The organism is Sporosarcina aquimarina, assembly GCF_033253705.1.
GTDB lineage: Bacteria > Bacillota > Bacilli > Bacillales_A > Planococcaceae > Sporosarcina > Sporosarcina aquimarina.
Map to the genome: position 1 here is coordinate 34,269 of NZ_JAUBDH010000011.1, position 26,101 is coordinate 60,369.

The window sequence follows — 26,101 nt, forward strand, 5'->3', positions numbered from 1 at the left end:
AACGATTGCTTGCACAATCTATCCGAAAATGAGTTTCAGGATTCCGATTCCCCTTCTTCTCTTAGCTTGTAGCAGTTTCTACGTATCATGCAGTAGAATTCATGCTAACACTCAATTTAAAAACGGACTATGACGCTTTATGAGCTGCTGACAAAACTGATTTCCCACTATACGTTTTTCGTCGATAGACACTTAAGACTAAACCGATTAACAAAGCATTTAGCAGCATAGGCATTAATCCATAGCTCATGAACGGTAACGGTACCCCAGTCAATGGTAAAAAGCCAAACACCATGAAGATCGAGTACAAACTTTGACAGCTGTATAATGCGGCGGCTGCTAAAATGAGTAATTTACCAAATGAATACTGCATCGTTTTAGCAATCCATAACATACGTAGCGTAATGGCAAGTATAACGAGGATCACTGCGATTCCTGCTGCGTATCCATAAGATTGTATAAACTGCACCAATGCGTAATCCGTATGCGCTTCCGGAATGTAGTTGCTTGTTTTTGAACCGAACCACCCTGCGGCAGAAAGTGCATTACTCAATTGAAGCATCATGTAACCTGCTGAATCCGAATACAATTCTGGATGTATAAACGCTGAAATGCGCTCTGTTTGATAAGACTCAAGTAAGTTGTGGTAGGCATATACAGCAAATGTAAGAAGTACTGCCCCAATCCCTCCAGATGCTAAAAATACATTTCGCTTCACGTTCTGGTTAAAATCACTCATGCTGAACATCACAGCAACGGCTCCCAGATACAACAGCATGACAACAAGATTCGGCAACATCATGAAAAAGAAGCATGGAAGAAGCAACAATCCAGTCAATTGCCACCCTTTCCATTTGCGCTCAGTAAAAAATGCTGCAGAAGCTACTACAAATAGCGGCAGTAAGGTCCATCCTTGGATCCGAAGTGGCCCTATTTTAAACATGGCTTCGCCATTCATTGCGGCGTTTGGCATAACGCATATACCAACTAACAATATCAATGCAATCCCGTAGATTAGCGTACTGTAGCGTTGCAGCTTGCGGTAATCAAAAAACATGAGGACTGCTATAGCAGTGATGCCCAATAGCATATGAACAAATTTGTGTTCTATAAAATAACGACTCATACCCGGACCGTATTGCTGACTGAAATCGACGGTTAGAATTGAAATGAAACTTACTGCGACTAAAAGCAGGACAGCACCAATTAACCAGTAATCCCATTTAGGTCGATGTATCCTGTCCATCGATTTCCCAAGCTGTGAGGCAGAGCCCATTTCTGCGATTGCTTTTTCCTCTGCTTCTTTAGGTGGCCAGCCTTTATTCATCCATGCTTGTTTGGAATGCATCAAATGCTGTTGTAATTCTTCTTTTACGTAACCTCGTGCCTCTTTTGAACGCATATAACTTGTTACTTGCTGCAGATAATGTTTACTCGACATGCATTCGGCCTCCCCAAATGACTTCCTTTAAGGATTGCTTTACATAGAAATGATCTTGTTGCACTTGCTTTCTTCCGATTTTGGTTAATCGATAGTACTTCACACCACTCTTCCATCTCACGGAAAGCCATCCTTGCTGCTCAGCTTCGTGTATTATGGAATAAATCATTCCTTCATTATCAACTATTTGTTCAACACCGCGTACATGCAGCATCCGAGTTAACTCCATACCTGATTTTGACTCTGTGAGCATGGAAAGTATTGTTTGTGTCAGGTGCGATCTATGCATCTGTTTATGTATTTGCTGTTGATGCTCTTCTGCAAACTCCACTTTTTTAAAAAGAGTTTGGTCGACAGTCTTTTTAAAATTTTTTAAGCGTTCTTCCACTTTACTCACGCTCCAATCGTTTTTCTAATAATTGCCTGGCTTTTCGCAGCCTTGTTTTCATGGTACTTTCGTTTAGCTGCAGGACGTCCGCCATTTCTTTCATTGACTGCTCTTCGTAATAACATAAATAGATGACTTCACGATACTTCACCGGTAGTGCGAACACTGCGCGTGCTAATTCATCTTCTTCTTGTTGCTGAATCACCTGCTGCTCTACGCATTCTCCACTTTTCACTTGCTCGAATCGATCTGTTTCCATCGCTTGAACATTCTTCGCATACCAGCTTTTCAAATAATCTTTTGTATGATTAATTGCAATACGCCATAACCACATTTTAATGGAAGAATTAAACTGGAAGGTTGGCAATGCTCGATAGCACTTCACAAAAATTTCTTGTGTTAAATCTTCAGCAACAGCCAGGTTATGTACGTACTGCATCACAAGCTGCAGGACATCCTGACCATAATCGTTCATAAGTTCATCGACGATGGTTTCATATGGAAGTAACTTTGTTTGGTCAATTGAATAGCTATCCATCCCATGCCCTCCCTTCATAACATTAGACGAGTGCCGATTAGCATTAGTTTGGTTTTTGTATGCAATAAGTTTTCCCAACTGCATCTAGGTACAAAAAAACTAATTGAACATTCGGCAGACAGGGAGTTAAAATGATTCCTTTCTCCATTTTCTTTAGTCTTCTCATAAAATTGGCAGCCATAAAAAGAATAATTTTCATTATCATAATACTAATAATCCTATTTTTCGAAAAATGATTCAAATAAATCCAAATAGGTAATAGAGAATAAAAGGAGTGAATAACTTGAAGAAATCAGCATTAGTCATTATTAACCCTTCGTCAGGAAAAGAAAAAGCAACAGAATATGAAGAACTAATCAGAGAAACCATTCAAGACACATACAGTGAAATCACGGTGAAACACACAGAAGGCGAAGGTGATGCTATACGCTTTGCAAAAGAAGCTGCAGAAAATAACTATGATTTCGTTATTTCACTCGGTGGAGACGGGACTGTGAATGAAACTGTCAATGGGCTTGCTCCATTTAGTAACCCGCCAAAACTTGGAATTATTCCAATGGGGACAGTGAATGACCTTGCACGTTCATTAAATATTCCAATGAAGCATGAAGACGCGATTAAGTTACTCGATTCAGGTACTGAAACAAAGATAGACATTGGAATGATTAACAATGAAACTTATTTTACAAACATCTTAGGAATTGGTCGTGCTGCTAAAGCAATTCATAATGTCGACAGTGAAGAAAAGTCGAAAATTGGACCACTTGCCTACTTGAAAGTAATTGGAAAAGAAATAATGGATGAACGACTTTTTCCAATTAAGTTTGAAATGGAAGAAAGTACATGGAAAGGTGATGTATCGGTTGTCCTGATTTCCCTCATCGACTCGCTTGGTGGTGTCAAAACAATTGTAAACGACGTTGATAATGGAGACGGCAACTTTCATATCTTCGCGTTTAAACACCTTAACTTAATTGAACTTGCTAAGATGACACCTTCCGTCGTGATGGGTAATTTAAAAGAATCGGAAAACGTTCACTACTTCAAAACAAGACAGGTCAGTATAACGACCTCTGCCAGCGAGACACAAGAAAGTGATATAGACGGTGAACAAGGTCCAAACTTACCATTTGACTTGAAAGTTCTCCCACAACACATAACGATCATGTCGAACTAAGCTTAATCATACTTAAAATAACCACAAAAAAGATTCTAGATTTCATTATCTAGAATCTTTTTTGTCTATGGGAATTTTTTGTAGTGCGTCACAGCACAATACGTGTTATCAACGAATCTGATTAATGTGTTGTGTTATGATTTTCATTAAATAGGATTTGGAGAGGTGCTCTATTTTAACATTAAAGGTACAAGGCTCAGAGTTATGAAATTGATTCATTTAAACTACTATTAATTTTTGATGATATGGCTTTTCATAGATACTTTAAATTGATTAAGACATTCTTTGAAATACGTATTCTTCGATACAAACTTCACCCCGTAATACCCCAGAACACCTCCGAGTGTATTCGCAATCAAGTCATTCACATCCACGCTTCTAGCACTATTCGTAATGATGTACAGCAACAACTGCAGCACTTCTATGCCTAGACTGAACAGCAAACTCCTCACCGCTACGAGCTCCCACGAAATCTTTTCCTGCTTCACTAATAGCCACTGATAGACCCCAAACGGAACCAACATAATGATGTTCAAAATAAATGTCGTCATATCAATCGTCAAAATCGGAATCGGATTGATTCGGCTGTACCAAGGAGTCTGATTCTTATACATCCCCCAATTCACTTCAATCGGAAACGTCGTTAATGCCACCACCGAAAGCACATATACCCCCAAGGAAATTAACGTAATGTATTGAAAAATATTATAGCTCTTCCCTTGCCTTTTCAACTTCAGCATCACTATTACCAAATACACTATAAATAGCGGCACTAAAATATACCCTGCATCAATCGTCCGTATAAACGACCAGGATTCTTCTGTAGTCATGCCATTCCACTCCTCTTCTTCAAGTGATACACTTATTATTTCATTGAAATCTGAAGAAGCGTGTATGACAATTCTTAATGTATTCTTAAGGTTTCTTAGAGAATTCTTAGGATGTGGCGAGTTCTGGAAAGTGCTAGTTCTATTTACGACAAATCCATTATAAACAAGGTTTTTGTCAGAATTCTTCTGGTAGATACCTATAATGTACTTGCGCAGCAAACTATACTTATTTTCAAGTAAAGCTTGATGATTGAATCTACTCTGGAAAGATATTTTTTTATATAGAGAGTTATATACTGCTTTAGTCGTTTACAACAATTCTGCAATTGCTTTCCTTATCATTTAGAAAGTTACCTCTTCTATTACCCATTAATAGAACAACTTCCCACTGAAAGTTTCACTTATATTTAGTATGAAATATCTCACTCTCTCACTTGCGCTAGATTACTTTTCTGTCACTTATGGTACGGTTCATTCCGCATTATTCTAAACCCTCGATACACTTGCTCCAATAAGATCAGTTTCATCAACTGATGGGGGAATGTCATTTTCGAAAATGATAAAAGCTCATCTGCCCGCTTATAGACATCCGCATGCAGCCCTAAAGATCCGCCAATTACAAAAGTGATCTTACTTTTTCCGTAAGTCATGAGCGACTGCAGATTTTCTGCCAGCTGCTCAGATGTTTTCTGTTTCCCTTCAATTGCAAGCGCAATGACATGCGCATCTGAAGAAACTTTAGCCAGAATACGATCAGCTTCCTTCTTTTTGACGATTTCCATGTCCGCTTCGCTTAATTGCTCTGGTGCTTTTTCATCCGCCACTTCGATTAACTCAATTTTGGCATAGGCACCGAGTCGCTTTGTATACTCCTCGATACCCATTTTTAAATACTTTTCTTTCAATTTTCCTACAGTCACAATTGTAATATTCACAGCGTTGTCCACCTTTTTTAATAAGTTATACACGGAAGTTATGCACATATCCACAAGTCGTTCTAGATATTGTGTCCGATTATGTGTTCGTCACAAGATAGACAGCAAGCACTTCACAATAATCACACGTTGTGGATAACTTTTCTTCTTCTGAAATTGGCTCCATGTTCGGAAAGGTTTCTTCTTTCGCAACAAATTCGTCAAGTGCCCGGTTTATATGGGTTTCACAGCTATGAATTTTCAAATGATTCACCTCATTTCAACTTTTAATTCCCCACAGAGTTATGCACAAATTTTCAGTATTATCCACAAACGCAAAATTGTTGATAAAAAAAGCAGACACAATAGCTGTTTTTCTGCTATCGTGTCTGCTGTGGATAACTAGGCGGTTATGTTTATGCACATGTGCATTAGAACGAGTTGCCGTCTTTCAGAACCATGTCAATTGTGACAGCTTTTCCATCACGGTACACTTTCATCGTCATACTATCGCCGACTTTCTTTTCATTGTACAAGTGCTTGCGTAACGTCACCATGTCTTCTATCGGTTTTCCGTCCATTTCCACAATTGTATCATATTTTTCGACTCCCGCGGTTTGCGCTGGTGTATTCCGGAAGACTTCTGTAACCACAACACCGTTTTTGACGTCTTCTGGTAACTTCAGTACGCTCTGCTGCTGCACCGGGATATTTCGTAAGTCGAGTAATGATACCCCCATTGTCGGACGATTTACTTCACCCGTTTCCTCGAGCTGCTCAATTACTGGCAGTGCTAAGTTAATAGGTATCGCAAGTCCGATTCCTTCTACGGTTTCCTCAGTAATTTTCATGGAGTTGATGCCAATTAGCTGTCCCGCCATATTGATAAGTGCTCCACCTGAATTACCTGGATTAATGGCAGCATCAGTTTGAAGGACATCAGCTTGCCAATCGATTGACCCATCTTTGTTAATGTCGATCGGAATGGATCGGTCCTTACCGGATACGACACCAACTGTAACGGAACCTGAAAAGCCAAGACCCAGTGGGTTTCCGATAGCAATAACAGTTTCACCACGTTTTAATGCATCTGAATCTCCAAATTCCATCGTAGAGGTAATGTCTTTATCGTCGATTTCAACAACGGCTAAATCTGTCCAAACATCACTTCCGATTAATTTCCCTTGTATTTTCGTTCCATCATCCAATGTCACTTCAAGTTCTTCCGCATCTTCAACGACGTGATGATTGGTAACAATATATGCTTTCCCATTTTCTTTCTTATAAAGTACGCCGGAGCCTGTCCCTATTGCTTGAGGTGTTTCGGATTGTGACCAGAAATCTTGGCCACGTTGTAAATTAGTAATTCCTACTACAGCGTCAGTCGACTTTTCAACGACACCCGTCAGGTCACTATCGATGTCGACACTCACTTGCTCGGAACTTCCCGACTCCTTCACGGTACCAGCGGTTTTATTGGCATCAGACCCACCCACTGTGTACATTAGCAGCCAGACGAGCAATCCTCCCAAAACAGCACCAAATAAAGCAGGTAAGAATCCACCTCTGCGCTTAGGTAGTTCTGGAGGCGGTGGTGGTGGAGTGGATTGAGTTCTGTACATCGGTTCACTTGGAGCTGTTTCTGTTTCGTAGTTATTTACTGTCCTAGGTTCCTGCTGCGGATCAGACGACCGCTGTTGGTCTTCATTTCGCTCATGATTATAGTCATCCATGGCACTCGTCCTTTCGATTCAATTATCTCCTTACACTTTACCCCATTCTGCTAAATTTAAAAGGCATATGAGGATTTCTATAAAAATGACGAAGAAATGGTGGGATTCGTTCCCCCTTTGGATGCTATTGAAGATTGAAAACTCGGGTCTAGTGGTTTCGAAGTGTGGTATTTCTGGAGAATCGGAAAAGTTGCTAGTTTGCGGGCGAGTTCCCTTAAACCAGGTTGAATTGTATCTACTTATCGAGAAACTTCCCTTAGTGTCGGAGAAACGCTCCGTTGTGACGAAGAAACCCATGCCAATGTCCGAGAACACACTCGCTGTGTCGGGCAAACCCTTTGATTTGTCGAAGAACATTCCTCCATCAAAATGGAGAAGCACACCAGTAAATTCATCATTGTCCTATAAAAAAACCGCATCGCTTTAGCGATACGGTTTGCTTCCTATATGGTAATCAGTTGTGTTGGTTCTTCTGCGTCTGTATCCTTTAGGTGCACGAACTCTCCTGTGATGATACCGCATGTCTTTAACGTCTGTTCCACACTCATACGAGCGAGGTCTTTCATATTGTTGTCGCGGCTTAAGTGAGACAAATAAATATGGGTCTCTTTTTGCTCGATGACATCATTCATCGCTATCGCTGCGTCTTCGTTTGACACGTGTCCCACATCGCTCAAAATACGGCGTTTGACACTCCATGGATAACGCCCCATTTGCAGCATGCCAACATCATGATTCGATTCAAATACGAAGGAATCTGCACTTTTAATAATACCTTTCATCCGATCGCTGACATAGCCGGTATCTGTAATGATTGCCAGTTTACGATCATTTTCATGGAACACGTAAAACATCGGATCCACGGAATCATGGGACACGGCAAACGATTCAATCGAAATGGAACCAAATGATTGTACCGTTTCCATATCGAACTGGTATCGTTGGTCAAGTGCAATTTCACCGACTAAGCCGTCCATCGCTTGCCATGTCTTCTGGTTTGCGTATATCGGAACACCGTGCTTGCGAGCTAAAACACCTACACCTTTAATGTGGTCACTATGCTCATGTGTGACAAATATTGCTTTGACGTCTTTCATGGAACGGCCAATCTTGGCTAGCTGTGCTTCAATTCGTTTTGCAGTTAAACCTGCGTCAACGAGATAGGCACCTTGCTCGTTTTCTATATAAATTGAATTCCCAGTACTTCCACTGGCAAGTATGCTGAATCGCATTACAAAAACTCCTTACTCGGATTGCTCTTCGTCAGCGACTTTTTCGTCTTCTCCATTTAGTTGAAACTCGATGACTTTACCTTCGTTAGCACTAAGGAAATGATGCTCTTTTTCCCCATTCTCTAATTTTACTTGAACATCCCATGTCGGTGCAAACACTTGAGTTTCAGTTAAACGCACTAGTGTGGAATAGCCCATCTTTACATCGGTTACTTCAGAGTTTTGTTTTAATAATCCACGTGATGCAAGAGAACCAATGATATCGAGCGGAGACAACAAGTCTTTCTTATTGAAATTTGCAAAGTCTTTTAACATCCGCTGTTCATAAGATTGGATATGCTCGTCTTCCCCCCATGTGATGACAAGCATTGCACTTGGGCTGTAATAGATTGGCCGTCCGTCGAACTGCTGAAAGAAAAAGGCTTTGTGTTCATCTTTCACTACATTCCACAACACGTACTCTTTTCCATTCAGTACATACTGAGAAAGAAACGTCTTGAAATCGTCATCGTTTGCTTCATCGAGCGTGATTTTGTCCGTAATTGTTGACTTCAATAGATTATTGCTGACAATCTTTGTTCTTTGTCCCTTTAAGTCTTTCAATGACTCTTTGTTAAAATCCACGACATCTGCCGATACAAATGAGGCTTCCTTATCTACAAATGGAGGCAGTTTGTATGAGATGTTCTCTTGTTTCAATACTTCTTCCATCGAAGCTTGACCCATTACTTCTACGTTCCCAATATCTGCATTACGATTTAAAAACAGGGAGTAGAGCAGCACATTCAGTATTGAGAACACGATGATGAAGATTGTTTTTGTTTTACTCCAATCCAAGAAGGCCGCCTCCCTTCCGGTTTTGGTCTTCGTTGTAAACTATCCAGTTCCCTTTGAAGAAGTAGAACCAATGTGGTTCAAACTTCAATACGCCGGCTTCCGTATCATGCAAGAGCGAATAACCCGGTTTGATTTCCTCAATTGCCGTGAAATCCAGATCCTCTGACTCTTCCAGTTGACGTGCCACTTCTGTTGCTGGAGGAAGTGTGACTTCGTATGTCTTAATAGGCGAGTTTAATGTAATATAAGGTCTGCTATAACGGAACACTCGGTTATCCCCGAGCTTTTCCGTAATTTCCGTTGAACCGGCCACATCACTGAATACAGGTAACCCATTATCATAAAGCTGGAATTCGATATTACGGGAAACTGGGTTCATATAGGAATAACGGTAATCATCTGTCCAGCCGCTATGATCATTTACGAATTCAATCGCCAATGTCATCAATTCAGATGGTATTGCAATCTCCAGACTTTCAGGAGGATAAACAAAGTTAAGAACTTTCGTTTTCGTATTCACATTCATTAGTGCATGATCATCGCCATATTCTTCTGTGTTCTGCCCGATCAAGTTTCTTCTAACTACATTGGGATCATTAAAAAGTGCATCTTTAAACAATGACGGATTAATTTCTTCCTCAATGTACGTTGAATGGACAGCTACCAGCGGCTCGTTTGAGATTGCAATCGATCGATTATCCTCAATCATGACATCTTTAAACTGGGAAAGATTTTTCCCGCGGTCGATAATGGACTTTTGAAGGCGCTGCTTGTCCTCCATTTTCACTTTTGCCTTATAAGACGTCCTGCTGACCGTACTGACGAATTGGATTTCCGGTAGACTGTCTTCGGGATTCCAATTCACAATTAAACGATTAAACAAAACTTCAGGAATATTTTTATCTTCTATTTCAAGGACATCATCGTACACTGAAATTGGAACTTCGCCAGGGTAATAAAGAACATACTGATTGCTTTTAGTCATCAGCTTGTGCAGTTCACCAGTCGTTAGCTCTTGGTTTTCCGGAGTAAGCCCAAACACTTTCCAGCGCATCATTTCTTCAAGAACAGGCTCAATCTCGACAGATTGTGTAGTTCCGTATAATTCATCTTCCCCTAGTCTGAACACCCATTTATACGGCTTGACGATTTCTGATATTTCTTTCTTATTTTGAACGTTCGATATGGAACCGTCGACGGCTTGGTTAGAATCAACGGTATCCACCTTAGGTGAGTACGACCAAATTGAAAACGTGAAGGTGATGCTTAGAAGGACCAACAACAGCAAGACGACTGATTTAATTGTCTCGATATGTCTCAAACATCCCACTCCCCGTCATCGTGTTGTTCGTAAGGCAATGTAAAGAAGATCGTCGTTCCTTCCCCTTCAACACTATGTGCCCAAATCTTACCACCGTGTGCGTTGATCATTTCTTTTGCAATTGCTAATCCTAATCCTGTTCCTCCCATTGCACGTGAACGCGCTTTGTCTGCTCGGAAGAACCGATCAAATATGCGATTCACATTGGCCGAAGGTATTCCAAGACCTTCGTCTGAAATACTGACTCGGATGGAATCTTCAAGTACCGCCACATTGAATCGGACAATGCCGCCATCCGGAGAGTACTTCAATGCATTAGAGATAATGTTGTCGATCACTTGAGTCAGTTTATCTGTATCGACTTCTACGAACAGGTCGACCGGCGGAATAATCCGGCGGAAACTAACTTTTTGTGATTTAGAAAACTCGAAACGGTCAATAATGGAATTGAAGAAGGTATTGAAATCGACCCACTCCGTATTGAGCTCATATTCTTTGCTATCCATTCTAGACAGTTTCAACAAATCGTTGACTAGACGAATCATTCGCTCCGTTTCGGTCTGTGTGACGTTCAAAAATGCAGGCGCAATCTCTTCATTTTTCCACGCTCCATCGGCGAGCGCTTCTAAGTAACTGCGCATCGTCGTGAGTGGTGTTCGCAGCTCATGTGACACGTTGGAAACAAACTCCCGTCGCTCCATATCAATTTTCTCTTGTTCCGTATTATCATGAAGCACAACGATCAATCCATTAACGAACCCTGTCTCCCTTTGGGTTACGGAAAATGTGGCTCGTAAAATAGAGGGTTGGTCTTCTGTACTAAAATCGAGCGGTATAGAATCCCGAGTCTCGACTAAGTCTTCAAAAGAATACTCTTTTTCAATTCCAAGAATACTATTGATTGGACGATTCAACACAAGATCACTTGTCATTCCAAGCATACCGAGCGCTGAATCATTGATAAGGCTCACTCGTCCTTTTCGATCTGTAGAAATGACACCGTCCGTCATATTTTCTAGAACTGAAGCCAGTTTCCTTCGTTCAGCTTCAGTAGTCGAATGCGACTCTAGTAATTGGTTTGTAAGGTGGTTAAAGGCAATCGCCAGCTGTCCCATCTCATCATTCCCGTACACTCGGACTTTACGTGAATAATTACCTTTAGCCATTGCTTGTGCTTGTCTCCGCATATCGGAGATAGGACGAGTAAATGTCTGAGCGATAAATATACCGATGATGATTGTAATCGTCAGGGAAACTGCAGCTGCCCCTGCTAAAATCCTGTTGATTTCATCAATTTGGTCAAAAACCTTTTCAATATTCGACTCAACGTACAGCGCACCAATTACTTCATTACCGTTCATAATAGGAAGCGCTTGTGTCAATACTCTTTCGCGTATGTCTTTATTAAACAGAATCACACTAGATGAGGGCGTTTCGGAAATAATGGCCCGTTTCACGATATCATCCACGGACTTCTGGCCAATTTGTGTTTTCTGATGATCTAGCACTGAAGACGCTATAATTCTATATTTCGAATCGATTACGCGCACTTCGTTTATATCATCTGAACTAAACCCCGAAAGGACGGTCCGCAAACTTGCTTCAGGTGACGGATCGTCCGAGGTTCGTTCTTTCAACATTTCTTCACGCACACTAAACTCCACAAGGTTTATACGGTCTTGAACCGAATTGGTGAAGTTCTTTTTTAGCGTTGTTTCTAACTCCCTTGAAAAATACAGACCAATAATCTGCAGAGCCAGCAAAATGAGCATGACGTAAATCAGCACAAACTTAACGTGAATGGAATTAAATATCCCCATTTTTCTCATTAGGTTTACTCCTGTTCCGGATCTCGCAAGTAGTACCCAACGCCTCTGCGTGTCACAATCCAAGTAGGATGGCTTGGTGTATCTTCAATCTTTTCGCGCAGTCGTCGAATCGTTACATCGACTGTTCGTACATCACCAAAGTAGTCATAACCCCATACTGTCTGCAACAGGTGCTCTCGAGTCATGACTTGTCCAATGTGGTTTGCCAAATAGTGAAGTAATTCGAACTCACGGTGAGTCAATTCGATTGTTTCACCACGCTTTTGCGCAAGATAGGCGTCAGGCTGAATGACTAAACTGCCAACGGCTATGTCATTTGTTGCTTCTTCCGCTTCTTCCGCAGTAGTTTTCTGATGACGACGTAAATTTGCTTTCACGCGGGCAATCAGCTCCCGGGTTCCAAAAGGCTTTGTTACATAATCATCAGCACCCAACTCTAATCCTAGAACCTTATCGATTTCAGAGTCTTTGGCTGTCAGCATTATGATTGGGAAATCATACTTTTTTCGGATTTCTCGACATACTTCCATACCATCTTGTTTTGGCAGCATGATGTCTAGAAGCATAATGTCTGGCTGAACTTCTTCTACCTTTGCGAGCGCTTCGTCTCCATCGTACGCAGTAAAGACGTTAAATCCTTCTTTTTTTAAATTAAATTCCAATATATCCGCAATGGGTTTCTCGTCATCTACTACGAGTATTGTTTTGTTTTGCATGAGCTCTACCCTTTCCGGCCGAGTCGGCACAGTTACTTATTATCCTTTCACTCTACCATTCTTCCCGCCTTTTCGCACGTTCCAGTTGTTTTCTAAACCTTATTTTAGAAGGGTCATGTCACACTTATGAAAGTATTTCCCGGGAAATATTCCTCGTTTTTTGTCGAAATTTCCCGCAAACAAAAACGCTTTCTCACACTGCAAATTCGGCAGAGAATGAGAAAGCGTCTTGTATTAATATCTTATGCTCGCCAAACGCTCTTTACAACGTTTGTTTGTGTTCTGTCTGGACCTACTGAGAAGATTGAAATTGTTACGTCAGTAAGTTGCGAAATGCGCTCTAAGTAGTGACGTGCATTCTCAGGAAGTTCATCAAGTGATTTACACTTTGTGATGTCTTCCGTCCAGCCTGGCAATTCTTCATAGATTGGTGTGCATTCAGCAAGCATGCGCAAGTTTGCAGGATACTCAGTAATTGTTTGACCCTGGTATTCGTACGCTGTGCAGATTTTAATCGTTTCTAGTCCAGTCAACACGTCAATCGAGTTAACGGATAGATCGGTTAATCCGCTAACACGGCGTGCATGACGAATCACAACACTGTCGAACCATCCAATTCTGCGTGGACGTCCAGTTGTTGTACCAAACTCTTTACCGACTGTGCGAATCTGATCGCCAATCTCGTCGAATAATTCAGTAGGGAATGGACCGTCACCTACACGTGATGTATAGGCTTTACATACGCCTACAACGTGATCGATTTTTGTCGGGCCAACACCTGAACCAATTGTGACGCCGCCAGCGACAGGGTTAGAAGATGTTACAAATGGATAAGTGCCTTGGTCGATATCGAGCATGACACCTTGCGCACCTTCGAAAAGTACTCGACGTGCTTGGTCAAGTGCGTCATTCAACACTTTCGATGTATCCGTTACATACTTTGCAAGTTCTTGTCCGTAACCGTAATACTCTTCCAAAATGTCTTCTACCTTGAATCCTTCTGTGTCATACATCTTTTCAAATAAGCGGTTCTTTTCTTTCAAGTTCATACGCAATTTCGCTTCGAATACTTCGTGGTCAAGCAAGTCTGCAATACGAATCCCGATTCGTGCAGCCTTGTCCATGTAAGCGGGTCCGATACCTTTACCCGTTGTACCAATCTTATTTTCCCCACGGCTTTCTTCTTCCACGAGGTCTTGCTTCAAGTGATAGGGCAAGATAACGTGTGCACGATTTGAAATTCTCAGGTTATCCGTATTGACGCCTCGGTCTTGAAGGCCTTTCAATTCGCTAACGAGTGCTTTAGGATCGACAACCATGCCGTTTCCAATAACAGACGTTTTCTCTTTATAAAAAATGCCGGATGGCACGAGGTGAAGTTTATATGTTTCTCCGCCGAATATAATCGTGTGACCCGCATTATTTCCACCCTGATAGCGAGCGATTACTTCTGCATTTTCTGAAAGGAAATCTGTAATCTTTCCTTTCCCTTCGTCTCCCCACTGTGTTCCAACAACTACTACTGATGGCATTATCAGCACCTCCGCTGGATGCATAAGCATCCTCATTCAAACAGCTATTATTGTATCAAGTTTTTTAGTCTGAGTCAAGAAAAAACACGAACGTTGGAGAACTACTTTTCTCCTACATTCGTGTTTAAGCACCGAAGGACTCATGTTGCGACCAATCGATGTTTAGAAACTTGTTGTATTCTTTTGCGAATGCTAACGTCACAGTTCCGGTTGGGCCGTTACGCTGCTTAGCAATTATAATTTCAATCATATTCTGGTTCTCGGTTTCTTTGTCATAATAGTCTTCACGGTATAAAAATGAAACAATATCGGCATCTTGCTCAATACTCCCTGATTCTCGTAGATCGGACATCATCGGCCGCTTATCTTGTCGTTGCTCTACACCACGGGAGAGCTGAGACAAGGCGATAACCGGTACTTTCAACTCACGCGCTAATGCTTTTAGGGAACGGGAAATTTCGGATACCTCTTGCTGCCGGTTTTCACCAGATCTGCCACTGCCCATTATGAGCTGCAAGTAATCGATCATGATCATACCGAGTCCATGCTCTTGCTGCAGACGTCTGCATTTAGATCTGATTTCATTGATACGAATACCTGGAGAGTCGTCAATGAAAATTCCTGCATTAGACAAACTGCCCATTGCCATCGTCAGCTTTCGCCAATCTTCCGCTTCCAGATTTCCTGTACGCAGAACGGATGCATCGATATTACCTTCAGCACAAAGCATACGCATAACCAGTTGTTCAGCACCCATTTCAAGACTGAATATCGCAACGTTTTGGTCGGTCTTAGTGGCGACATTCTGTGCAACGTTTAGTGCAAAGGCTGTCTTACCAACAGACGGACGAGCCGCCACGATAATGAGATCATTCGGCTGGAACCCTGCAGTGATTTTGTCCAGATCTTGGAACCCTGTAGGAACGCCTGTAATGTCTCCTTTACGGGTATGGAGAATTTCAATATTATCATACGTATCAACAAGCACATCTTTGATATGACGGAAGTCACCGGCATTTTTACGATTGGCCACTTCCATCATTTTCTTTTCTGCTTCTGATAGAAGTGCTTCCACTTCGTCTTCTCGAGTGAACCCATCTTCAACGATTGTGGTTGCAACCCGTATCAATCGTCTTAATAAGGACTTTTCTTCAACTATACGTGCATAGTACTCAATGTTTGCTGCAGTAGGAACCGAGTTTGCAATCTCCATTAAATAAGAAAGGCCGCCAACGTCTTCTAATTCCTTTTTCGCAGACAGTTCTTCTGTGACAGTGACTACATCGATCGCCTGCCCCTTATCACTTAAGCTCAGCATCGTCAGAAATATCTTATGATGTGCAGTCCGATAGAAGTCTTCAGGAATTAAAATCTCCGCTGCTGTTATGAGCGCAGTTGGTTCCAAAAATATAGCTCCTATTACAGACTGCTCCGCTTCGTTATTATGAGGAGGAATACGATCTATCATTTGATCCATCAGACTATCTCCTTATCATTCTTCTGTAACGTGGACTTTCAATATTGCATTCACATCATGATGTAATTTCACAGAAACATTCGTGTATCCGAGTGCTCGTATTGCATCAGGCAAGTCCATTTTACGCTTATCCAGTTTAATGCCATGCTGTTTTTCTAGAGCCGACGCAATTTGTTTAGACGTGACTGATCCAAACAAACGACCATCTTCACCCGATTTTGCTTTCAGTTCCACTGTCTGTTGCTCTAAGTGTGCTTTCAGCTTTTTTGCATCTTCCAACTCTTCGGCAGCGTCTTTAGCTTGGCGGTTCTTTTGTCCTTCTAACTTGCTAAGTTCAGCTGGCGTTGCTTCAACAGCTACATTGTTTTTTAATAAGAAGTTTTGAGCATAGCCTACAGAAACTTCTTTAACATCACCTTTTTTACCCTTACCTTTTACATCTTTAAGAAAAATTACTTTCATCTCAATCTCCCCTTTCTTGATCATCCAAAATAACTTGTTTCAACTGTTCGTACGCTTCTTCTACGCTATCCACTGTAAGCTGGGTAGCAGCATTTGTTAAATGGCCGCCCCCGCCCAGCTGCTCCATGACACGCTGGACATTAAGTTCACCAAGGGAACGGGCACTGATACCAATTTTGTTATCTGATCGCGGTGCAATGACGAAGGACGCTGACACGCCCTGCATAGTTAGCAAGATATCTGCTGTTTGAGCAATGAGAACCGAGTTGTAAGGTTCTCCGTCTTCCCCTCGTGCTATCGCAACACCGCCATCTAGAATTTCCACAGTTTCAATTAGTCTTGAACGCTCTACGTACGTTTCTATGTTTTCTTTTAACAGCCGTTGAACGAGGACTGTATCGGCACCGTTTGTCCGTAAGTAAGATGCGGCCTCAAACGTACGTGAACCTGTCCGTAATGTGAAGCTTTTCGTATCCACTACGATTCCAGCAAGCATGGCTGTCGATTCAAGCATCGTCAATTTCTCATTTTTAGGCTGATATTCGATGAGTTCAGTTACCAATTCAGCTGTTGATGAAGCATAAGGCTCCATGTATACAAGCATTGTGTTTTGAACGAACTCTTCTCCTCGACGATGGTGGTCAATCACAACAAGCTTTTCTGCTTTATCAATTACACGTTCATCAATTACCATACTTGGCTTATGAGTATCTACAATAACAACGAGAGACTTCTCTGTCATTTTTGCTAGAACCTCGTCTGGATGTATAAAGTGTTCATACAAATCAGAGTCAGTTTGAATTTCATCGATCAATCGGTGAACACTCGCATCCAGCTCGTCAAAGTTAACAACGACATAGCCTTGCACATTGTTCATTCGTGCCATTTTACGTACTCCAATGGCTGCGCCAATCGCATCCATATCGGGCATCTTGTGACCCATCACAAAGATTTGGTCACTTCCCTGTATTAAATCACGTAATGCGTGAGAAATCACACGAGCCCGTACACGCGTCCGTTTCTCAACAGGGTTAGTCTTACCTCCGAAGAACTTCAGCTTGCCGTCCGAACGTTTAATGGCTACCTGATCGCCGCCGCGACCAAGTACAAGATCCAAACTGGACTGTGCAAGCTCACCTAACTCGATTAATGACGGAGAACCCGCCCCTACACCGATACTTAGCGTTAACCCGTTACTTTGTTTTGCAGTCTTCTCTCGAACATCATCCAAAATCGAAAACTTACTTTTTTCAAGCTCGTCTAGCATCGATTCATTAAAGACAGCTAGGAATCGATCGGATGCTACGCGTTTAACAAAGATTCCATTGTCAGATCCCCAGCTATTAATGAGTGATGTCACGAGTGAGTTCAATTGACTTCGTGTTTGATCATCCATTGTTTGGGCCAGTTCGTCATAGTTGTCGACGAGCAGGATACCGATTACCGTCCGATCCGCGTAATAGAGAGATTCAATCTCCCTTTTCTTCGTGACGTCAAATAAGTAAATCAAGCGATCTTCCGGCTTATATGCAAGTCTGAATGATCGTTCTGCGACAGTCATCGTCTGGTCTTCCGGGATATCATCTTTTAAAAATGGACGGAACTGTTCTGATAGCTCGAAAAGTTCCTCCCCTATTAAGGATTCTTCTTCAAAGATTTTTGCTGCATATGGATTGGCCCACTCAATAATTTGTTTGTCATTGAGTAAAATAATCCCTATTGGTAATTCAAGCAGCGCTTCTTCTCCAACTTTTTTCATCCTATAAGACATCGTCTCAATATGTTTTTCCGTGTCTACATACGTCTGTTCCTCTATTTTCCACGATGAACCGATCAATGCGAAGAAAATCACTGTGTAAATAAGACCGATCCAAAAGTTAAAAATAAATAAAAATACTGCCGCCAAGACGCCGAGGAGTGAGACGGCTGCAAGCGGATAACGAATCGCTCTCTTTCTAAAAAAAGATGTCATTGTCTCATCCCCCTAGTTCACCTTGTCCTTTCCTATCCAAGCCCGAATGTTGATGGCCGTGTCCAGTGTTCCAAGCAGAATTGTCATTGGGTTCAGCACAACCGCAAACACTGTGGCCAGTATCGTTATGAAACGCGGCAGCTTTCGTTCATGTAAAAAGTAATAGATCAGTGAGAGACCCTGAAGTAAAAAGGCGAATCTCAAGATGACCATGGCATTAATGTAAAGCAAGTAACCTGTTGAAGTTGTGTCGCCTCCCATTAAGAACGAAGATAAGATTACCAATGCATAAACGACAATTGTCATAAACGGTAATTTCATTTCTCGAAACGGTGGGAACTTCTGAACAGCTGCCCCTACACGGCTTGCTGTATAGAAACATGCTGCAACAAACAAAAAACCACTTAACAGTGATCCTAATATAACCATGGCAGGAATTGTAGAGCGATAATACAAAAATGTATCCGCAATGATTTTCTCATAGTCTTTTGGAAGTGTTCCGAGCTCTGTCAGGTATTCCGTCATTTTCTGTTGTGCATCTTGGAATGTGTTCATCATTGCATCAATTGCATTGAACTCAAAGAACAATACGCCGCCAACATATGTAGCAACTGCTGAAATGAGAACAGTCAGACCCACAGCCATAACGGTATAGAACTTAGACTTCTTAGCTTGCATCGTCTCGCCCATCACAAATCCGATAAGTACGAGTGCAATGGCAGCTGGAATCGATAAGACTCCACCTAATAGCGAAGAGACTAGAATGGCAGCTACAGCTACAAGCAAGCTCGCATTTCGATCATAACGAATGCGATACAGAAATATCGGGAGCGGTATGAAAAACAGTGACACACTACCGAGCAGCGGGATATAAAGACTTACCGCAAACAAGACTGCAAACAGCGCAATCATCATTGCTCCGTATGTCAGTTTTCGTGCATTGTCTTGCATAATTGGGATTCCTCCGGTTCGTAGTACATCATCTGTGTGAAGATCATTCTATATTTCATGCAGATGTTCTTCTCTGATTGTATCATGATTAAGGTACAGACACCAAAACCACACAGCTGTTCTCTGGATTATTACTGGGAATAAAAAAGCCACCCTGCACCCTGGATGAACCAGGCTGACAAGGCGGCTTATTCGTTTAATTATCTCTCTTCCGCTACGAACGGTAGAAGTGCCATGATACGTGCGCGTTTGATAGCTGAAGTCAGTTTACGCTGATACTTCGCGCTAGTTCCAGTTACGCGACGTGGCAAGATTTTCCCACGCTCAGAAACAAATTTCTTGAGCAGGTCTGCATCTTTATAGTCGATGTGTGTAATGTTGTTAGACGTGAAATAACATACTTTCCGGCGTCTCTTTCCTCCACGACGTGGTGCCATAATCGTTTCTCCTCCTTTTTATCCGTATGAATAAATCCTTAAATCAGAACGGCAGATCATCATCCGATACTTCAATCGGACCGCCACCTGATTGGAATGGATCTTCATCAGTACGTGTATAATTTTGCTGATTAGGCTGATAAGATGGCTGATTCTGCTGCTGATTCTGATTATACGAACGGTCAGACTGCTGGTTTCCGTAATTAGAAGATCCACCTTGTGCTCCAGATCGCTCAGAGTTTCCACTTTTAGGTTCCAAGAACTGGACGCTGTCTGCTACAACTTCCGTCATAAACACACGCTTACCATCTTGTCCCTCAAAGTTACTTGTCTGAATACGTCCGTCTACACCAGTTAGACTGCCTTTACGTAAGAAGTTCGCAGTATTTTCCGCCTGTTTTCTCCAAGCTACACAGTTAATGAAATCTGCTTCACGATCGCCTTGCTGGTTTGAGAACGGTCTGTTCACAGCCAGTGTAAAACGAGTGACCGCGATTCCACTTTGTGTATATTTGAGTTCAGGATCTTTTGTCAATCGGCCGACCAATACGACACGGTTAATCATCAGAATTCAACCTCCCTCATCTTTTTTTACGTTGTATTTTATAGATTATGCGTCAAGGCGAACAGCCATGTGACGAAGGATTCCCTCGTTGATGTTTGCAAGACGTGTAAATTCGTTGATTGCTTCAGTATCTGCATTAAGAGTTACTAGCTGGTAGAAACCTTCACGCAAATCGTCGATTTCATAAGCAAGACGGCGCTTGCCCCATTCTTTCGACTCGATGATCTCCGCACCGTTCGAAGTTAACACTCCGTCGAAACGTTCGATCAATGCTTTTTTAGCGTCGTCATCTAGACTTGGGCGCATAATGTACATAATTTCATACTTTCTCATCTGTAGTCACCTCCTTATGGACTTGGGCCCTGCTGCATGCAGCGGGCAAGGAGTAAGTAAATTCGTTTACTCACATCAATACATACTATCATACGTTCTATCGTATTTCAAGTAGTTATCCTGTATAGTAAAGAAAAGTTTGTGCTTTAGTCGATGTTAGCAAAGAGAGGTGTTTCAATGATTGCATCAAGTCAACCTGAACACATTGTTGATTTAGATTTACAAAAGGTAGCTAAAAAAGGGGTATGGGTTACTCTAATAACAACTGTTGGGTTATTCACACTAGATCTCATCATTCAACTTATTGTCTATCAGTCCCTGTCCTTTTCGTTTTCATTTTGGAAAGTACTTTTTATAATCGTTGGATACGTAGTGTTAATTGTTGTACATGAATTATTCCATTTAGTAGGCTTTCGGTTCTTTGCAGGCATTCCGTGGAAAAAGATGATTGTCGGAGTAAATTTGAAACTGGGGATTGCTTATGCAACTACAGATGAATGGATGACCAATGCCGCAATCCGCAAAGCGTTGTTGCTCCCTTTTTGGACGACCGGTGTAATACCTGCAATGATTGGCTTAACCCTTTCAGACGGTGTATGGCTGTTACTCGGTGGCTTACTCATTGGCGGAGCTGTTGGAGATTTCGTCATGTATTATGAACTCCGGAAATTCCCTGATGATTGGTTAGTGAAAGATGATCCAGAGCGTCCGCGTCTTTATCTGCATCGTCCTGTTAAATAAGACAATTCTTACAAATAGGCTCTTCATTGCTAAAGTAAAAAAGCAAAGCCGGCGAGGTATGTCCCCTCGCCGGCTTTGCTTTTTTATAAGATACGATTTATACGTTAAAACGGAATAGCATGACATCGCCGTCTTTAACAAGATATTCTTTTCCTTCAAGACGTACTTTTCCTGCTTCTTTTGCAGCTGCCATCGAACCAGCTGTCATTAAATCATCATAAGCAACCGTTTCCGCGCGGATGAAGCCACGCTCGAAGTCAGTATGGATGACGCCTGCACATTGGGGTGCTTTCATGCCTTTACGGAATGTCCAGGCACGCACTTCTTGAACACCCGCTGTGAAGTAGGTAGCTAATCCGAGCAACTGATAAGCAGCACGAATTAACTGGTCAAGTCCAGATTCTTCAATCCCTAATTCATCAAGAAACATTTGCTTTTCATCGTCATCTAATTCTGCCATTTCTTCTTCTATCTTTGCACATACAACAATTACTTCTGCGTTGTCCTTTTCAGCAAAGTCACGAACAACTTGAACGTATTCATTGTTCTCTGCGTCTGCGATTTCATCCTCAGAGACATTGGCTACGTAAAGCATTGGCTTGATAGTGAGTAGATGCATCCCTTTTACAACTGCAGTTTCTTCAGGAGTCAGTTCTACTGAACGGGCAGATTCACCTGCTTCAAAAGCATCTCTCAATTTCAGTAAAATCGGTTCTTCAATCATAGCTTCTTTATCTTTTTGTTTCGCCATCTTTGCTACACGCTGAAGGCGTTTGTCTACGCTTTCCATATCTGCAAGGATTAATTCAAGATTGATCACTTCGATATCAGACAATGGGTCTACCTTGCCGCTGACATGGGTCACGTTGTCATCTGCAAAACAGCGAACCACTTGGCAAATTGCATCTGTTTCTCGGATATGAGAAAGAAACTTGTTTCCAAGTCCTTCTCCTTTACTAGCTCCTTCAACAATTCCTGCAATGTCTGTAAACTCAAAAGCAGTTGGCACTGTCTTTTTCGGTACGACAAGCTCTGTTAACTTTTGAAGTCTTTCATCAGGTACTTCCACAATCCCAACGTTTGGATCGATTGTACAAAACGGATAGTTTGCCGCTTCTGCCCCCGCCTTTGTAATTGCGTTGAACAACGTCGACTTACCCACGTTTGGAAGTCCTACGATACCAGCTGTCAATGCCATAACTTTCCCAACCTTTCATCTATATCAAATTATGAAGTTCGATTATTAATGCAACTCTTTCATTATAAGGAGAGATTAGCTTCCTGTCCATTCAGCTTTCTGATTCTCCCGGTAACGTGACACGCTTCATCTTTTTTGCAAACTCGTTACGCGGAATCATAATACTATGACCGCATCCTAAACATTTAATACGAATGTCAGCGCCCATACGAATTATCTTCCAAGAATTCGTTCCACAGGGATGCTGCTTTTTCATCTCTACAGTATCATTTAGACCGAACTTTTTTGCGTCCATTCTATTCACTCCGTTCATCATTCAATCGCAGTGGCAATAATTCCTAGTTACATAGGTATAATCCAGGTTTGTTTTGAGTATACTGCAGGACACCAAACATTCCTACTACTATTCCTAGACAGGAGCTTGATTATGCAAAAACTTGAACTAGCTGACCTGAATTCTCGTATTCATTACAAAGAGACCGGTGCCGTTTGGAAACTAAGTACATTGTTTCTAGAGAACATCCCATTCACTTCAAGAGAAATTGTATTCCTTTGTATAGGAACTGACCGATCTACAGGCGACGCCCTTGGTCCTCTTATAGGATCCATGTTGACTGAAAATAAATTATTTCCTTATCGAGTAATTGGAACACTAGAAAATCCACTTCACGCTCTTAACATTGAAGAAACCGTACATGATTTGACTGAAAACCACCCTGATGCGTTTATCGTTGCAATTGATGCGTGCCTTGGTAAAAGTGATTCTGTCGGACAGCTGCTTGTGCAACACGGTCCTTTGCAGCCAGGGAAAGCCGTAGGTAAGGACCTGCCTTCTGTTGGAAACATTGCAGTAAAAGGCGTTGTCAATATTGGAGGATTCATGGAGCATTCCGTTCTTCAGAGTACACGTCTCCATCTAACCTACGAAATGGGACGAGCAATTTCACGTGCGCTTCAACTTGCCAATGGAAGACTTCAGTCAAAACGTGTATATGATACTTACAATGACAGCTACCACAGGAATCGCCGGAATGAAATTCGCTACCCGGATTTTCGTCAAGCCGATTAAGTTTAGACCGATAGCTAAAATCATAAGTCCGCCCGTTGCGGTCATTTCAGATATAAATAGCTGCAAAAGATCATCTGGCACAAAACGGCTGATTTGTGTTGAAAACAGTGTAATTATCCCTTGATAGAGCAATACAGGAACTGCAGCAAAAATAACACCGATTCCAAGAGTAGAACTAAGAATGATGGCAGTGAAACCATCAATGACCCCTTTCATCATTAACACACTATGATCGTTTCTTAATCCACTATCGATTGCACCGATGATGGCCATAGACCCTATAACAAAAATCATTGTAGCAGTTACAAAACCTTGCGCTATGCCTGTCCCGCCTTTTTGGGCGGGCATTTTTGATTCTAACCATTTACCTGACTTTTCCATGAACTTGTCTACGTCAATCCATTCTCCAATTACCGCTCCTATTACTATGCTTATAATAACAATAAGGATTTGTGTACTTTCAAAAGTCATTTGTATACCAATTGCCATAACGGCAAGGGCAATTCCATACATGACAGTTTGCTTCATGCGATCGGGGATGTTTTTGAATATCCTACCAACTAATGATCCCATAATAATAAGAGCTACATTTACCAATGTACCGAAAAAAACCAAGAACAACACTTCCAGACCATTAAAAAATAGTACCTACTTCGCTGACGGCGAGGTAGGTACAGGTTCAATCATTTAGTAATTCCATAATTCGTTCAAAATCTTCTTCAGAGAAAAATTCAATTTCAATTTTCCCTTTGTTTTTTGATTTCTTAATTGATACGTTTGTTCCAAAATACTCTCGTAAATTAGTTTCTTGTTCAACAAGAAAAAGATCTTTCTTTTCTTTCTTCTTTGTTGTTTCACGTGAAACATTTTCATTTAGTTTTTGAACGAGTGCTTCCAATTGGCGGACGTTAAGTCCTTCCTTCATGGTCTTTTCTGCGATAATACTAATTTGTTCTTTTTTACGTAAGCCGAGCAGTGTACGGCCATGCCCCATCGACAGCTTACCTTCTGTAATATCTTTACGTACCTTTTCAGGTAATGCCAACAGACGGATATGATTTGCAATGTGCGGACGACTTTTCCCTAAACGAAAAGCTAATTGTTCTTGAGTAAGACCTAAGCTATCCATCAAGTTTTGGTAAGCTTCTGCTTCTTCAATAGGTGATAAATCTTCTCTTTGAAGATTTTCCAATATAGCCAATTCCATTGATTCCGTGTCTGTCAGTTGTCGAACCACTGCAGGAATTTCTTTTAAGCCTGCTAATTTAGCGGCTCGGAATCGGCGTTCTCCAACGACAATTTCATGTGATGATCCAACTTTGCGCAAAATAATAGGCTGCAGAACGCCGTGTTCTTGTATAGATGCGCTAAGTTCTTTAATTGCCGCTTCGTCAAACCGTTTTCTCGGTTGATAGGGATTGACGGTAATGCTTTTTAAATTGATTTGCTCAACTGCTTCCGCTTTCACGAGTGACTCCCCTGGAAATAATGCGTTGATTCCCTTACCAAGACCTTTAGCCATTGTGAACCACTTCCTTTGCCAGCTCTAAGTAAACTTCCGCTCCACGTGAACGTGCATCATAAAGAATTATTGGTTCGCCGTGACTTGGAGCTTCACTCAATCTTATATTTCGTGGAATTATTGATTTATAAACTTTGTCTTGGAAATACTTCTTAACTTCGTCGATTACTTGTATGCCTAAGTTTGTACGTGCATCAAACATAGTTAGCAAAACACCATCGATTACAAGTTGGTCATTCAAGTGTTTTTGGACAAGTCGAATAGTACTTAACAGCTGACTTAGTCCTTCCAATGCATAGTATTCACATTGTACAGGAATGATAATTGAATCTGAGGCAGTGAGGGCATTGATTGTCAGCAAGCCAAGTGATGGCGGGCAATCAATAATAATGTAGTCATAGTCTGCTTTCAATTCTTGAATCGCATGTTTCATGCGTACTTCTCTTGAAATAGTTGACACTAATTCAATCTCCGCACCTGCCAATGAAATTGTGGCAGGTATGCAATCCAGCATGGGAACTTTAGTTGGCAAAACAACTTTTTTCATAGGGACATCATCAATTAAAATGTCATAAATACAATTCTGAACGTCCCCTTTGTTGATTCCTACACCACTAGTTGCATTCCCTTGAGGATCTGTATCAATTAATAAAACCTTTTTTCCAATATGTGCTAGACAGGCGCTGAGGTTGACCGAAGTCGTTGTTTTACCGACGCCGCCTTTTTGATTGGCTATTGCGATGATTCTTCCCAAACGAGCACCTGCTTTCTTCCTTACATGCTGTTCGACCTTTACATAGTAGTTCTATCTATCAGTTTACCAAAAAAACATTTAAAATGGTATGAATAACAGAACAAAAACCCTTGCTACCTATAAAGCAAGAGT

At 41.5% G+C, this 26,101-nt stretch carries 28 protein-coding genes; 3 read left to right on the forward strand and 25 right to left on the reverse strand.

Annotated features, from left to right (window positions below):
• Positions 1-127 precede the first annotated feature (127 nt).
• The 3 genes from QT716_RS14550 to QT716_RS14560 are packed head-to-tail and all read right to left on the reverse strand — an operon-like array spanning position 128 to position 2,367.
• On the reverse strand, positions 128-1,441 hold the full coding sequence (locus QT716_RS14550) for an FtsW/RodA/SpoVE family cell cycle protein (protein WP_317936854.1): 1,314 nt from the start codon (positions 1,439-1,441) through the stop codon (positions 128-130).
• Positions 1,431-1,838 carry a helix-turn-helix transcriptional regulator gene (locus tag QT716_RS14555; protein WP_317936855.1) on the reverse strand — a complete coding sequence of 136 codons (408 nt, stop codon included), beginning with the start codon at positions 1,836-1,838 and terminating at the stop codon, positions 1,431-1,433. Before QT716_RS14555 ends, QT716_RS14550 begins: the two co-directional genes overlap by 11 nt.
• A complete protein-coding gene (locus QT716_RS14560; RefSeq protein ID WP_317936856.1) occupies positions 1,831-2,367 on the reverse strand; it encodes a sigma-70 family RNA polymerase sigma factor in 537 nt (178 codons plus the stop codon). The genes QT716_RS14555 and QT716_RS14560 overlap by 8 nt, the downstream gene beginning before the upstream one ends.
• 283 nt (positions 2,368-2,650) lie before the next feature.
• On the opposite strand from QT716_RS14560, the gene QT716_RS14565 reads away from it, so the two are divergent.
• Positions 2,651-3,544 (forward strand): diacylglycerol/lipid kinase family protein, encoded by an 894-nt coding sequence (locus tag QT716_RS14565; protein WP_317936857.1) that lies wholly within the window; start codon positions 2,651-2,653, stop codon positions 3,542-3,544.
• 230 nt (positions 3,545-3,774) lie between these two features.
• Here QT716_RS14565 and QT716_RS14570 read toward each other — a convergent pair whose 3' ends face one another.
• From QT716_RS14570 to rpsF, 17 genes are all read right to left on the reverse strand, one after another.
• Complete coding sequence (locus tag QT716_RS14570) at positions 3,775-4,374, reverse strand: VanZ family protein (protein WP_317936858.1); 600 nt, start codon at positions 4,372-4,374, stop codon at positions 3,775-3,777.
• A 455-nt stretch (positions 4,375-4,829) separates the two neighbouring features.
• Positions 4,830-5,309, reverse strand: coding sequence for a 23S rRNA (pseudouridine(1915)-N(3))-methyltransferase RlmH (gene rlmH, locus QT716_RS14575; RefSeq protein ID WP_317936859.1), 480 nt, complete (start codon positions 5,307-5,309; stop codon positions 4,830-4,832).
• 79 nt (positions 5,310-5,388) lie between these two features.
• The gene (locus tag QT716_RS14580) at positions 5,389-5,553 is read right to left on the reverse strand and encodes a CxxH/CxxC protein (RefSeq protein ID WP_317936860.1); all 165 of its coding nucleotides are present in this window, start codon (positions 5,551-5,553) and stop codon (positions 5,389-5,391) included.
• Positions 5,554-5,719: 166 nt separating this feature from the next.
• Positions 5,720-7,021 (reverse strand): S1C family serine protease, encoded by a 1,302-nt coding sequence (locus QT716_RS14585; protein WP_317936861.1) that lies wholly within the window; start codon positions 7,019-7,021, stop codon positions 5,720-5,722.
• A 443-nt stretch (positions 7,022-7,464) separates the two neighbouring features.
• On the reverse strand, positions 7,465-8,253 hold the full coding sequence (locus tag QT716_RS14590; RefSeq protein ID WP_317936862.1) for an MBL fold metallo-hydrolase: 789 nt from the start codon (positions 8,251-8,253) through the stop codon (positions 7,465-7,467).
• Between the two features lie 12 nt (positions 8,254-8,265).
• Positions 8,266-9,090 carry a two-component system regulatory protein YycI gene (locus tag QT716_RS14595; protein WP_317936863.1) on the reverse strand — a complete coding sequence of 275 codons (825 nt, stop codon included), beginning with the start codon at positions 9,088-9,090 and terminating at the stop codon, positions 8,266-8,268.
• Complete coding sequence (locus QT716_RS14600; protein WP_317936864.1) at positions 9,077-10,411, reverse strand: YycH family regulatory protein; 1,335 nt, start codon at positions 10,409-10,411, stop codon at positions 9,077-9,079. Before QT716_RS14600 ends, QT716_RS14595 begins: the two co-directional genes overlap by 14 nt.
• The gene (walK, locus tag QT716_RS14605) at positions 10,408-12,240 is read right to left on the reverse strand and encodes a cell wall metabolism sensor histidine kinase WalK (RefSeq protein ID WP_317936866.1); all 1,833 of its coding nucleotides are present in this window, start codon (positions 12,238-12,240) and stop codon (positions 10,408-10,410) included. Before walK ends, QT716_RS14600 begins: the two co-directional genes overlap by 4 nt.
• 5 nt (positions 12,241-12,245) lie before the next feature.
• Positions 12,246-12,956: a response regulator YycF gene (gene yycF, locus QT716_RS14610; protein WP_317936867.1), complete on the reverse strand. Its 711-nt coding sequence runs from the start codon at positions 12,954-12,956 to the stop codon at positions 12,246-12,248.
• Positions 12,957-13,198: 242 nt separating this feature from the next.
• Positions 13,199-14,488, reverse strand: coding sequence for an adenylosuccinate synthase (locus tag QT716_RS14615; protein ID WP_317936868.1), 1,290 nt, complete (start codon positions 14,486-14,488; stop codon positions 13,199-13,201).
• Between the two features lie 124 nt (positions 14,489-14,612).
• Positions 14,613-15,965 (reverse strand): replicative DNA helicase, encoded by a 1,353-nt coding sequence (gene dnaB, locus QT716_RS14620; protein ID WP_317936869.1) that lies wholly within the window; start codon positions 15,963-15,965, stop codon positions 14,613-14,615.
• A 15-nt stretch (positions 15,966-15,980) separates the two neighbouring features.
• A complete protein-coding gene (gene rplI / locus QT716_RS14625; RefSeq protein ID WP_317936870.1) occupies positions 15,981-16,427 on the reverse strand; it encodes a 50S ribosomal protein L9 in 447 nt (148 codons plus the stop codon).
• Position 16,428: 1 nt separating this feature from the next.
• Positions 16,429-18,399, reverse strand: a complete 1,971-nt coding sequence (locus QT716_RS14630; protein WP_317936871.1) for a DHH family phosphoesterase — start codon at positions 18,397-18,399, stop codon at positions 16,429-16,431.
• A gap of 12 nt (positions 18,400-18,411) precedes the next feature.
• Positions 18,412-19,350, reverse strand: a complete 939-nt coding sequence (locus QT716_RS14635; RefSeq protein ID WP_317936872.1) for a YybS family protein — start codon at positions 19,348-19,350, stop codon at positions 18,412-18,414.
• Between the two features lie 200 nt (positions 19,351-19,550).
• Positions 19,551-19,787 carry a 30S ribosomal protein S18 gene (gene rpsR, locus QT716_RS14640; RefSeq protein WP_191691937.1) on the reverse strand — a complete coding sequence of 79 codons (237 nt, stop codon included), beginning with the start codon at positions 19,785-19,787 and terminating at the stop codon, positions 19,551-19,553.
• Between the two features lie 43 nt (positions 19,788-19,830).
• Positions 19,831-20,352 (reverse strand): single-stranded DNA-binding protein, encoded by a 522-nt coding sequence (gene ssb / locus QT716_RS14645; protein ID WP_317936873.1) that lies wholly within the window; start codon positions 20,350-20,352, stop codon positions 19,831-19,833.
• Between the two features lie 45 nt (positions 20,353-20,397).
• On the reverse strand, positions 20,398-20,685 hold the full coding sequence (rpsF, locus tag QT716_RS14650; protein WP_317936874.1) for a 30S ribosomal protein S6: 288 nt from the start codon (positions 20,683-20,685) through the stop codon (positions 20,398-20,400).
• A gap of 177 nt (positions 20,686-20,862) precedes the next feature.
• Here rpsF and QT716_RS14655 point away from each other — a divergent pair, with 177 nt between their 5' ends.
• Positions 20,863-21,426, forward strand: a complete 564-nt coding sequence (locus tag QT716_RS14655; RefSeq protein WP_317936875.1) for a DUF3267 domain-containing protein — start codon at positions 20,863-20,865, stop codon at positions 21,424-21,426.
• Between the two features lie 97 nt (positions 21,427-21,523).
• Here QT716_RS14655 and ychF read toward each other — a convergent pair whose 3' ends face one another.
• The gene (gene ychF / locus QT716_RS14660; protein WP_317936877.1) at positions 21,524-22,624 is read right to left on the reverse strand and encodes a redox-regulated ATPase YchF; all 1,101 of its coding nucleotides are present in this window, start codon (positions 22,622-22,624) and stop codon (positions 21,524-21,526) included.
• Positions 22,625-22,715: 91 nt separating this feature from the next.
• Entirely contained in the window at positions 22,716-22,919 is a 204-nt protein-coding gene (locus QT716_RS14665) for a DUF951 domain-containing protein (RefSeq protein WP_317936878.1), read from the reverse strand.
• A 132-nt stretch (positions 22,920-23,051) separates the two neighbouring features.
• Here QT716_RS14665 and yyaC point away from each other — a divergent pair, with 132 nt between their 5' ends.
• Positions 23,052-23,693 (forward strand): spore protease YyaC, encoded by a 642-nt coding sequence (yyaC, locus tag QT716_RS14670; protein WP_317936879.1) that lies wholly within the window; start codon positions 23,052-23,054, stop codon positions 23,691-23,693.
• Here yyaC and QT716_RS14675 read toward each other — a convergent pair.
• The 3 genes from QT716_RS14675 to QT716_RS14685 all read right to left on the reverse strand — a co-directional run bounded on the left by QT716_RS14675 (position 23,604) and on the right by QT716_RS14685 (position 25,969).
• The gene (locus QT716_RS14675) at positions 23,604-24,308 is read right to left on the reverse strand and encodes a DUF554 domain-containing protein (protein WP_317936880.1); all 705 of its coding nucleotides are present in this window, start codon (positions 24,306-24,308) and stop codon (positions 23,604-23,606) included. The genes yyaC and QT716_RS14675 overlap by 90 nt on opposite strands.
• A gap of 64 nt (positions 24,309-24,372) precedes the next feature.
• Positions 24,373-25,215 carry a ParB/RepB/Spo0J family partition protein gene (locus QT716_RS14680; RefSeq protein ID WP_317936881.1) on the reverse strand — a complete coding sequence of 281 codons (843 nt, stop codon included), beginning with the start codon at positions 25,213-25,215 and terminating at the stop codon, positions 24,373-24,375.
• Positions 25,208-25,969: a ParA family protein gene (locus QT716_RS14685; RefSeq protein ID WP_317936882.1), complete on the reverse strand. Its 762-nt coding sequence runs from the start codon at positions 25,967-25,969 to the stop codon at positions 25,208-25,210. The genes QT716_RS14680 and QT716_RS14685 overlap by 8 nt, the downstream gene beginning before the upstream one ends.
• Between the last annotated feature and the right edge of the window lie 132 nt (positions 25,970-26,101).

Excerpts from the sequence above, each read along its gene's own strand:
- QT716_RS14550 (WP_317936854.1), bottom strand. The coding sequence starts at position 1,441 with ATGTCGAGTAAACATTATCTGCAGCAAGTAACAAGTTATATGCGTTCA.
- QT716_RS14560 (WP_317936856.1), bottom strand. The coding sequence starts at position 2,367 with ATGGATAGCTATTCAATTGACCAAACAAAGTTACTTCCATATGAAACC.
- QT716_RS14570 (WP_317936858.1), bottom strand. The coding sequence starts at position 4,374 with ATGACTACAGAAGAATCCTGGTCGTTTATACGGACGATTGATGCAGGG.
- QT716_RS14585 (WP_317936861.1), bottom strand. The coding sequence starts at position 7,021 with ATGGATGACTATAATCATGAGCGAAATGAAGACCAACAGCGGTCGTCT.
- QT716_RS14590 (WP_317936862.1), bottom strand. The coding sequence starts at position 8,253 with ATGCGATTCAGCATACTTGCCAGTGGAAGTACTGGGAATTCAATTTAT.
- walK (WP_317936866.1), bottom strand. The coding sequence starts at position 12,240 with ATGAGAAAAATGGGGATATTTAATTCCATTCACGTTAAGTTTGTGCTG.
- yycF (WP_317936867.1), bottom strand. The coding sequence starts at position 12,956 with ATGCAAAACAAAACAATACTCGTAGTAGATGACGAGAAACCCATTGCG.
- QT716_RS14615 (WP_317936868.1), bottom strand. The coding sequence starts at position 14,488 with ATGCCATCAGTAGTAGTTGTTGGAACACAGTGGGGAGACGAAGGGAAA.
- dnaB (WP_317936869.1), bottom strand. The coding sequence starts at position 15,965 with ATGGATCAAATGATAGATCGTATTCCTCCTCATAATAACGAAGCGGAG.
- rplI (WP_317936870.1), bottom strand. The coding sequence starts at position 16,427 with ATGAAAGTAATTTTTCTTAAAGATGTAAAAGGTAAGGGTAAAAAAGGT.
- QT716_RS14630 (WP_317936871.1), bottom strand. The coding sequence starts at position 18,399 with ATGACATCTTTTTTTAGAAAGAGAGCGATTCGTTATCCGCTTGCAGCC.
- QT716_RS14635 (WP_317936872.1), bottom strand. The coding sequence starts at position 19,350 with ATGCAAGACAATGCACGAAAACTGACATACGGAGCAATGATGATTGCG.
- rpsR (WP_191691937.1), bottom strand. The coding sequence starts at position 19,787 with ATGGCACCACGTCGTGGAGGAAAGAGACGCCGGAAAGTATGTTATTTC.
- ssb (WP_317936873.1), bottom strand. The coding sequence starts at position 20,352 with ATGATTAACCGTGTCGTATTGGTCGGCCGATTGACAAAAGATCCTGAA.
- rpsF (WP_317936874.1), bottom strand. The coding sequence starts at position 20,685 with ATGAGAAAGTATGAAATTATGTACATTATGCGCCCAAGTCTAGATGAC.
- QT716_RS14655 (WP_317936875.1), top strand. The coding sequence starts at position 20,863 with ATGATTGCATCAAGTCAACCTGAACACATTGTTGATTTAGATTTACAA.
- ychF (WP_317936877.1), bottom strand. The coding sequence starts at position 22,624 with ATGGCATTGACAGCTGGTATCGTAGGACTTCCAAACGTGGGTAAGTCG.
- QT716_RS14665 (WP_317936878.1), bottom strand. The coding sequence starts at position 22,919 with ATGGACGCAAAAAAGTTCGGTCTAAATGATACTGTAGAGATGAAAAAG.
- yyaC (WP_317936879.1), top strand. The coding sequence starts at position 23,052 with ATGCAAAAACTTGAACTAGCTGACCTGAATTCTCGTATTCATTACAAA.
- QT716_RS14680 (WP_317936881.1), bottom strand. The coding sequence starts at position 25,215 with ATGGCTAAAGGTCTTGGTAAGGGAATCAACGCATTATTTCCAGGGGAG.